Source organism: Micromonospora foliorum, assembly GCF_022229015.1.
In the GTDB taxonomy this organism is placed as follows: domain Bacteria; phylum Actinomycetota; class Actinomycetes; order Mycobacteriales; family Micromonosporaceae; genus Micromonospora; species Micromonospora foliorum.
The window spans coordinates 1-7,293 of the sequence record NZ_JAKKFF010000204.1; the positions used below are offsets into that span (position 1 = coordinate 1).

Annotated in this window: 7 protein-coding genes; 6 read left to right on the forward strand and 1 reads right to left on the reverse strand. The window is 72.1% G+C overall.

Translation table 11 applies throughout. The annotated features are described in order from the left end of the window. Positions 1-350: 350 nt before the first annotated feature. From PSH25_RS16140 to PSH25_RS16160, 5 genes are all read left to right on the forward strand, one after another. Positions 351-2,894, forward strand: coding sequence for a bifunctional FO biosynthesis protein CofGH (locus PSH25_RS16140; protein ID WP_238659875.1), 2,544 nt, complete (start codon positions 351-353; stop codon positions 2,892-2,894). A gap of 162 nt (positions 2,895-3,056) precedes the next feature. Further along, positions 3,057-3,335 (forward strand): hypothetical protein, encoded by a 279-nt coding sequence (locus PSH25_RS16145; protein WP_196921188.1) that lies wholly within the window; start codon positions 3,057-3,059, stop codon positions 3,333-3,335. A 51-nt stretch (positions 3,336-3,386) separates the two neighbouring features. Next, the gene (locus PSH25_RS16150; RefSeq protein WP_238659876.1) at positions 3,387-4,781 is read left to right on the forward strand and encodes a DUF4331 domain-containing protein; all 1,395 of its coding nucleotides are present in this window, start codon (positions 3,387-3,389) and stop codon (positions 4,779-4,781) included. A gap of 19 nt (positions 4,782-4,800) precedes the next feature. Next, entirely contained in the window at positions 4,801-5,130 is a 330-nt protein-coding gene (locus tag PSH25_RS16155) for a phospholipase (RefSeq protein ID WP_238659877.1), read from the forward strand. Positions 5,131-5,588: 458 nt separating this feature from the next. After that, entirely contained in the window at positions 5,589-5,846 is a 258-nt protein-coding gene (locus PSH25_RS16160) for a WhiB family transcriptional regulator (RefSeq protein ID WP_007455784.1), read from the forward strand. Positions 5,847-6,067: 221 nt separating this feature from the next. Here the strand turns inward: PSH25_RS16160 and PSH25_RS16165 are convergent, their stop codons facing one another. Further along, positions 6,068-6,517, reverse strand: a complete 450-nt coding sequence (locus PSH25_RS16165; RefSeq protein WP_074316962.1) for a metallopeptidase family protein — start codon at positions 6,515-6,517, stop codon at positions 6,068-6,070. 153 nt (positions 6,518-6,670) lie between these two features. Between PSH25_RS16165 and PSH25_RS16170 the strand changes: the two genes are divergently transcribed. Beyond that, positions 6,671-7,039 carry a DUF3499 domain-containing protein gene (locus tag PSH25_RS16170; RefSeq protein WP_091394110.1) on the forward strand — a complete coding sequence of 123 codons (369 nt, stop codon included), beginning with the start codon at positions 6,671-6,673 and terminating at the stop codon, positions 7,037-7,039. The last annotated feature ends 254 nt before the right edge of the window (positions 7,040-7,293 follow it).

The window sequence follows — 7,293 nt, forward strand, 5'->3', positions numbered from 1 at the left end:
GGGGGGGGGGGGGGGGGGGGGGGGGGGGGGGGGGGGGGGGGGGGGGGGGGGGGGGGGGGGGGGGGGGGGGGGGGGGGGGGGGGGGGGGGGGGGGGGGGGGGGGGGGGGGGGGGGGGGGGGGGGGGGGGGGGGGGGGGGGGGGGGGGGGGGGGGGGGGGGGGGGGGGGGGGGGGGGGGGGGGGGGGGGGGGGGGGGGGGGGGGGGGGGGGGGGGGGGGGGGGGGGGGGGGGGGGGGGGGGGGGGGGGGGGGGGGGGGGGGGGGCGGGGGGGGGGGGGGGTCGGGGGTGCCGTTTCCCACGGTGCGGGCTGGGACTGGTTGGGTGGCGTCGCGCTGCGCATAGGGTGAGTGGATGGTTGATCGCACCCAATCCGGCCCGAGCGATGCGAGCGTCCGGCGGGCCCTGGGCCGGGCCGCGAACGGGCGGGCTCTGGATGTCGACGAGGCGACCGCGCTGCTGTCCGCTCGCGGAGACGCGCTCGACGAACTGCTCCGGCTGGCCGGTGGGATCCGCGACGCCGGGTTGCGGGACGCCGGGCGGCCGGGTGTGGTCACGTACTCGAAGAAGGTCTTCATTCCGCTGACCCGGCTCTGCCGGGACCGCTGCCACTACTGCACCTTCGCGACCGTGCCGCACCGGCTGCCGGCGCCGTTCCTGGACCGCGACGAGGTGCTGGCCATCGCCCGGGCCGGTGCCGCGCAGGGGTGCAAGGAGGCGCTGTTCACCCTGGGTGACCGGCCGGAGGAACGCTGGCCGGCGGCCCGGACCTGGTTGGACGAGCGTGGTTACGACTCGACTTTGGACTACCTGCGCGCCTGTGCGGTCGCGGTGCTGGAGGAGACCGGTCTGCTGCCGCACCTCAACCCGGGGGTGCTGTCCTGGTCGGAGCTGCAACGGCTCAAGCCGGTCGCGCCGAGCATGGGCATGATGCTGGAGACGACCGCGACCCGGCTCTGGTCGGAGCCGGGTGGTCCGCACTTCGGCTCACCCGACAAGGAGCCGGCGGTCCGGTTGCGGGTGCTGGAGGACGCCGGCCGGGTCGGGGTGCCGTTCACCACAGGCATCCTGATCGGCATCGGGGAGACCCCGGCGGAGCGGGTGGACGCGCTGTTCGCGATCCGCCGCGCCCACCGGGAGTACGGCCACCTCCAGGAGGTGATCGTGCAGAACTTCCGCGCCAAGCCGGACACGGCGATGCGCGGCATGCCCGACGCGGAGTTGCACGACCTGGCCGCCACGGTGGCGGTGGCCCGGCTGCTGCTCGGCCCGAAGGCCCGGATCCAGGCCCCGCCGAACCTCATCGCCGGCGAGTACGACCTGCTGCTGCGTGCCGGCATCGACGACTGGGGCGGCGTCTCCCCGCTCACCCCCGACCACGTCAACCCGGAGCGCCCCTGGCCGCAGATCGAGGAGTTGGCCCGGCACAGCGAGCTGGCCGGCTTCACCCTCCGGGAGCGGCTGACGATCTACCCGGAGTACGTCCGCGCGGGCGACCCGTGGCTCGACCCACGGCTGTTGCCGCACGTCAGTGCCCTGGCCGATCCGGCGACGGGGATGGCGGTCGAGTCGGCGATGCCGCAGGGGCGGCCCTGGCAGGAGCCGGAGGAGGTGTTCGGCGGGCGGGTCGACCTGCACGCCACCATCGACACCACCGGCCGCACCGACGACCGGCGCGGCGACTTCGACAGCGTCTACGGCGACTGGGCGGAGGTCGCCGGCAAGGTCACCCCGGAGGCGACCGCGCGCCGGGCGGGCGTACCCGTGGCACCGGCCGGGAGTGGTGCGGACCGTGACCTGGCGGCCGGGTTGCGGCTCGCGGCCGACGACCCGGCGGCGCTGCTCGACCCCCGGCACACCGACGCCGCGCTGGCGTTGTTCGGCGCGGACGGGCCGGCGCTCGACGAGCTGTGCCGGCTCGCCGACGACGTGCGCCGCGCGGCGGTCGGCGACGACGTCACCTACGTGGTCAACCGCAACATCAACTTCAGCAACGTCTGCTACGTGGGCTGCCGCTTCTGTGCGTTCGCCCAGCGTGAACGGGACGCCGACGCGTACCGGCTCTCGGTCGAGCAGGTTGCGGACCGGGCCGAGCAGGCGTGGGCGGTCGGTGCCAGCGAAGTGTGCCTCCAGGGCGGCATCGACCCGAAGATGCCGGTCACCGGGTACGCCGACATCGTGCGCGCCATCAAGGCCCGGGTGCCCGAGATGCACGTGCACGCGTTCTCGCCCATGGAGATCGTCACCGCCGCCGCGAAAGCCGGTGTGCCGATCCGTGAGTGGCTGCTCCAGCTACGCGAGGCCGGGCTGGACACCATCCCGGGCACCGCCGCCGAGATCCTCGACGACGACGTGCGCTGGGTGCTGACCAAGGGCAAACTCCCGGCCGCCGCCTGGGTCGAGGTGGTCAGCACCGCCCACGAGCTGGGCATCCGGTCCAGCTCCACCATGATGTACGGCCACGTCGACCACCCCGGGCAGTGGCTGGCGCACTTCCGGGTGCTGGCCGGGGTGCAGGACCGCACCGGCGGGTTCACCGAGTTCGTGGCACTGCCGTTCGTGCACACCAATGCGCCGATCTATCTGGCGGGTATCGCCCGACCCGGGCCGACCTGGCGGGAGAACCGGGTGGTGCACGCGATGTCCCGGTTGCTGCTGCACGGCCGGATAGACAACATCCAGTGCTCCTGGGTGAAGCTCGGCGACGAGGGCACGGTCGCGATGCTCCAGGGTGGCTGCAACGACCTCGGCGGCACGCTGATGGAGGAGACGATCTCCCGGATGGCCGGCTCCGACAACGGGTCGGCGCGTACCGAGGAGCAGTTGCGGGCCATCGCGAAGGCCGCCGGCCGTCCGGCGCGCAAGCGTTCGACTGCGTACGGTCACGCCCGGCCCTGACGTCGAACCTTTCCCCGCCACCGGCCGTACCACGCGGTGCCGGTGGCGGTCGTGGCGAGGACCGCCGCCGGTGTCCCCTCAGGGGCCCGGCGGCGTCGCGAGACGGCACCGGACCCGTCCGTCTCCGCGGGCGCGCTCGCGCCACCGCCGGAAAGGTTGCCCATGACCAGTGATCAGCGGAAGCGGCAGTGGCCGCGACTGACCCGCCGGCAGACCTTGACCGCCGCGGCCAGCGCCACCCTCGGCGCCGCCGCGCTCACCGTGCCGGGCCTGTCGGCCGCGCAGAACGCCCCCGGCGCGGCCGGTCGAGCCGACGAACCGATCGTCGTGCACCTGCGTGACGCCGACTCCGGAACGATGGACGTCTTCGTCGGTGAGACGCGGATCGAGGTACGCGACCGCGGCCTGGCGGACCGACTGCGGCGCGCCGCCCGCCGCTGACCCGACCGTCCGCCCCGCCATCCTGTCCCCGCCCAGTGAGGTTGGTCCGTCATGTCTTCCCACCGCGAGGCCCCGGAGATAGCCAAGGATCCGGTCGCCGACAGCTCCGACCTGTACGCGTTCGTCAGCCCCGACAAACGCGACACGGTCACGTTGATCGCCAACTACGTGCCGTTGCAGCTCCCTTCCGGGGGCCCGAACTTCTTCGAGTTCGGTGACGACGTGCGGTACGAGATCCATATCGACAACGACGGCGACGGCCGTCCGGATGTCACCTACCGGTTCGAATTCACCACCGAGGTCACCAATCCGAACAGCTTTCTCTACAACACCGGCCCGATCGATTCGCTTGACAGCGAGAACTGGAACCGGCGGCAGTTCTACAGCCTGACCCGGGTGGCCGACGGCCGCGAGCACCGGCTGGCGCACAAGTTGCCCTGCCCGCCGTGCAACGTCGGCCCGCTGTCCACCCCGAAGTACGCGGATCTGGTGCGGCAGGCCACCTACTCGCTCTCCACGGGGGAGCGGGTCTTCGCCGGGCAGCGCGCCGACGGGTTCTTCGTCGACCTCGGGGCGATCTTCGACCTCGGCACGCTGCGGCCGTTCCAGCAACTGCACGTCGCCGGGAAGAAGATCTTCAAGGCCGAGGGGGAGCCGGTCAACGCCACCGACCGGATGAACGTGCACAGCATCGCGGTGCAGGTGCCGTTGGAGCGGGTGCGTCGGCGCGCCAACCGGTACGGTGCCGCCGACCGGGCATCGGTGATCGGGGTGTGGACGTCGGCGTCGCGCCGGCAGGTGCGGGTGCTCGGCGACCGGGGCGGGGCGGACACCTCCACCGGCCCGTTCACCCAGGTCTCGCGGTTGGGCAATCCACTGTTCAACGAGGTCATCGTGCCGATGTCCAAGAAGGACCTGTGGAACTCGCTGCCGCCGTCGGAGGACAAGCGGTTCGCCCAGTTCGTCGAGCAGCCGGAGCTGGCCGCGTTGCTGCCGGCGCTCTACCCGGACGTCTTCCCCAACCTGGACAAACTCGCCAAGGCGAAGAAGGCCCGAGCCGACCTGGTGGCGATCCTGCTCACCGGCGTGCCGGCCGGGCTGATCGACGGCTTCACCAACGCCACCGGCGAGGTGCAGGCCGACATGCTGCGACTGAACACCGCGATCCCGCCGTCGAAGCGTCCGGACCGGTTCGGGGTGATCGGTGGCGACCTGGCCGGGTTCCCGAACGGGCGGCGGGTCGGTGACGACGTGGTCAGCATCGCGTTGCGGGCCATCGCCGGGGTCACCGTCCCGCTCGTGGACAAGACGTTCCGACCGGACGCGGCGGCCGCCGCCGTCACCCCGGGGCTGAGCGCCGCCGACGTGACCGCACCGTTCCTCGGAAACTTCCCCTACCTGGGTACGCCGTACGACGGGTTCAACAACCCGCCGGCGGCGTCCTGATCGCCGCGGGGAGCGAGCGATGCACGAGCACGCGTACGGGCCGTCGGAGACCGGGAGCGTCGTCCTCGACCTCGGCGGCGACACCGGTGCCCTGATCGTCTACACGGGTCGGGATCTGCACGGCCGGGAGATCGAGATCAGTCGGGACGATGACCGGCGTGTCCACTCGGCGGTGCGTGAACGTCGGGTGCGGGACGGTTCGTTCCACAGTGCGCTCTATCCCGATCTGCCGAGCGGGATCTATACCGTCTGGTGGGACGATAGTACGCCCGCCGGCACGATTTCTGTCCATGGTGGAGCGATAGCCGAATTTGCCTGGCCCAGCAGCGGTTTTGGGGTCGCCGGCTGACCTCGACGTACCGGTTTCACCACCGCGCCCCGTCCATCATGTGGACGGGGCGCGAGTGCTGTCCGCAGCTCGACGGGCAGTCTGCGCCGCGCCGCGTTAACCTGTCCCCCACCAAGATCAGCTTAGGGGTGGAGGTCTCTGGTGCCGTCCGGTCGGCGACTCGTCGGGGAAGCGCCACGGCAGAAAAGTCGGGCAACTCGCCGGAGAGGGCGTTACTCGGCCGGGGTCTGAATCGATAGGGCAGGTTGCGAGGCTGGACGGTCCGAGTGGCCGGCCGGGGGTGTCGGGAGGGCGACTCCATTATCAAGTTTGGCTTGACGGCGCACGCATTACACGCGTGTAATTTGAATGGGGTTGTTCGCACGGAACGCAACAAAACGGGACCGGACGGACAAGCACGCCTTTCGCGTGGGGGGTTGCAGCGGCGATGACGCCGGTGCGCGACAAGGAGGCATTTGATGGACGGCCAGCTTGAGGTGGCCGACCTGCTCGGAAACGCGCCGGAGTGGCAGGAGCGGGCGTTGTGCTCGCAGACCGACCCCGAGGCGTTCTTTCCCGAGAAGGGCGGCTCGACCCGCGAGGCGAAGCGGATCTGTTCGCGTTGCGAGGTCAAGACCGAGTGCCTCGAATACGCTCTGGGGCACGACGAGCGGTTCGGCATCTGGGGAGGGCTCTCCGAGCGGGAGCGGCGCAAGTTGAAGCGGCGGGCCGCCTGAGCGGTGCAGGTTCTGGGCGGGGGGCCGCCCGGGCGGTGTCAGATCGAGGCGGGGGCCGCCTGAGCGGTGCCAGGTCTGGGCGGGGGGCTGCCCAGGTGGTGTGAGGTCGGGGCGGCGGGGGCCGCCCGACTCTCCGCTCGGGGGTTGGCTCTAGCTCGGGGTTTTGGCTCTGCTCGGGGTTCTGGCTCTGCTCGGGGTTCTGGCTCTGCTCGGCGGTTGGCTCAGGCGAGCTCGTCCGGGTCTACCCCGAGAAGGTTCGCCACCTGTTCGATGATCACGTCATGGACGAGATCGGCGAGGTCCTCACGGTCCATCGCCCGGAACTCCAGGGGCCGCCGGTACAGCACGATCCGCGGCGGCACCTCCTGCCGACCCGGTCGGCCGGGCAGCAGCCGGGCCAACGGGACCTCGCCGTCCTCCAGCACATCCGAGTCGTAGACGTTCAGGTCCGGTGGGACGTCCTCCACCGCGAACTCGACCCCGGCCAGCTCCTTGGCGAACCGACGCTCCAGCGTCTCCACGGTGTCCAGGACCAGGTCGTCGAAGACCTCGGCCTTGGTCCGCGCCAGCGGCACGGTGGCCGGCACCAGCCGTCCGCGCAGGCCACGCCCGTGCCGGTCACGATGCGCACGCCGGCCGGAGCCGGGGCGGCGGTGTTCCGGGCTCGTCATGAGGCAAAGGGTAGCGCCCGTGTCGGGCTGGCCAGCGGCAGCGCCGCTCCCGTGGCGCGGCGCGCCCAGGACGGTCGACTGTGATCACCATGACGGGCGTGTCGCAACGCGAAGCGATGCGCTGGACCCGGTAATGGAGATACCCTGCCGCACGTGAGGTCACCACGGCGCTGCTCCCGTAACGGCTGCCCCCGGCAAGCGGTCGCCACATTGACCTATGTCTACAACGAGTCGACAGCGGTGGTGGGCCCGCTGGCGGCGTTCGCCGAGCCGCACACGTACGACCTGTGCGAGCCGCACGCCCGCAGCCTCACCGCGCCGCGGGGCTGGGACGTCGTCCGGCACGAGGGCGAGTTCGAGCCGCCGCCGCCCACCACGGACGACTTGGTCGCGCTGGCCGAAGCGGTCCGCGAAGCCGCCCGCCCGGCCCCCCGCCCCCCGGAGCCGGACCAGAACCGTCCCGAGAACCCCCACCAGACCGGCCGCCGAGGCCACCTCCGAGTAATCCCCCCCAACCACTAATCTCCCGCACCCAGCCCAACCCGGCCGCCTTCCCGCCGCCCCCCCCCGGGCCCCGCCTTTCCCGCCCGGCCCGCCCCTTCCGCCCCCCAGCCCCCCCCCCGCCCTTCCTGCGTTGAGCATGAAGTTATTGCTCTCTGCCTCGGCGTGTCGGGGCAAGAACTTCACGAGCAACGTGGGTGGGTTGGTGGGGGGGGGGGGTTGGAGCTTGGTGCAGGTTGGGGTTGGCGAGGTGAGTGGAGTGGCGTCGAGCGGGT